Annotated in this window: 2 protein-coding genes; both read right to left on the bottom strand. The window is 70.3% G+C overall.

Going from position 1 to position 846, the window contains the following annotated elements; genetic code table 11:
- Positions 1–147: dihydropteroate synthase (locus INT12_RS30560; RefSeq protein ID WP_193059190.1), on the bottom strand; the 147-nt coding region annotated here is incomplete at its 3' end.
- A 77-nt stretch (positions 148–224) separates the two neighbouring features.
- Positions 225–719, bottom strand: a complete 495-nt coding sequence (locus INT12_RS30555; RefSeq protein WP_193059189.1) for a hypothetical protein — start codon at positions 717–719, stop codon at positions 225–227.
- Positions 720–846 lie beyond the last annotated feature (127 nt).

The raw sequence follows: 846 nt of genomic DNA, 5'->3' as shown, positions 1-846 counted from the left end.
TCCATGGGCGACCGCCGCTTCGGTACTGTCGTGCGCGCCACCGTCCGAGAACGAATCCGGGGTGACGTTGACGATGCCCATGACACGCGGGCGGTCCAGCCGCAGCACGCGGCCGCCGCAGTCCAGCTGGGGAGAAGTATCGAACATGGGCCTTCCACGAAATACGCCAGCGCCTAGTTTACGCCGGCGTACCCCGATAACCCGCGGCCCGCGGGCCTGGCGGGCTAGAAATCGCCCAGCTTGGCCTCGTCGGTCGGGTTGGCCAGCCACTCGGCGAGGTCGTTGCCGATGGCGGTGACCACGCGCTGGAGCACGTCGCAGGAGCCCTTGAACAGACCGCCTGGGCCACCGCGCGAAATCCGCCGCGCCGTCACCGCCGCCACCTTCTGCCCGTCGTCCATCAACACGCCGCGCACGGTCGCGGACTTGTCGTGGTTGTAGCCCGTGCGGGCGCTCTGCGCCTCCCCGATCTCCAGCTTCAGCCCCCGACCTTCGGTGGCCAGCCGCTCGTCGACGGCGATGGGACTGCCGAAGTCCGGCCCGCCGCTCCCCAGCGCGGTCCCCAGCTGGGCGCCCATCCGGCATTCGGCCTTGATGTTGTCGGCGATGTAGGACGTTTCGGAGAACGGCACCGGGTCCTGCACGTGGACGGTGGCCGCGAACGCGGGCGTGGCACAGCACAGCAGCGCGGCAGTCGCCGCGCGCATCGAATGACGCATGTATTCCCCCTGGAATGATGTTCACGGCCGCGCGGTGCGACCGTGCCTGCGCATCGTGCCGGGCGCGGCGCGCGGCCGCAAGGGCTCAGCGCCGGCGGCGCTTGCGGTCCACGTACAGGGTCTTGGC

Source organism: Pseudomonas sp. K8 (assembly GCF_014889455.1).
Taxonomy (GTDB): domain Bacteria; phylum Pseudomonadota; class Gammaproteobacteria; order Pseudomonadales; family Pseudomonadaceae; genus Aquipseudomonas; species Aquipseudomonas veronii.
The sequence above is the reverse complement of the archived record's forward strand: the minus strand, read 5'-3'. Positions and strand labels throughout refer to the sequence as shown.